Below are 249 nucleotides of genomic sequence, written 5' to 3'. Positions count from 1 at the left end.
GAGCAGTTGGTCGCGGAGAAGGACGCGGCTCTGCGGGCTTCTCTGGCTTGAGTTCTTCCTGCTTGCGTGGGGCTGGTTGCGGTCGGGGCTGGTTGCGGCTGGTTGCGGTTGGGGCTGGGGGGCGACCTTCGCCTCGACGGCCTTGCGCTGATCTTCGAGGCTCTGCGGGCTGTTCCGGTTGCTCAGCTTGGTGGCCGTCGCCGTTTCGCCGTAGTGGCGGAGTTCTGCTGCCTCGGATCCCGCTGTTTC

General features: G+C 66.7%; 1 protein-coding gene. It reads right to left on the bottom strand.

The annotated features are described in order from the left end of the window. Positions 1-249, bottom strand: a 249-nt coding sequence (locus JMF97_RS31670) for a hypothetical protein (RefSeq protein ID WP_238360479.1), incomplete at both ends; no start/stop codon positions are given.

Source organism: Micromonospora fiedleri (assembly GCF_016774385.1).
Taxonomy (GTDB): domain Bacteria; phylum Actinomycetota; class Actinomycetes; order Mycobacteriales; family Micromonosporaceae; genus Micromonospora; species Micromonospora gifhornensis.
The sequence above is the reverse complement of the archived record's forward strand: the minus strand, read 5'-3'. Positions and strand labels throughout refer to the sequence as shown.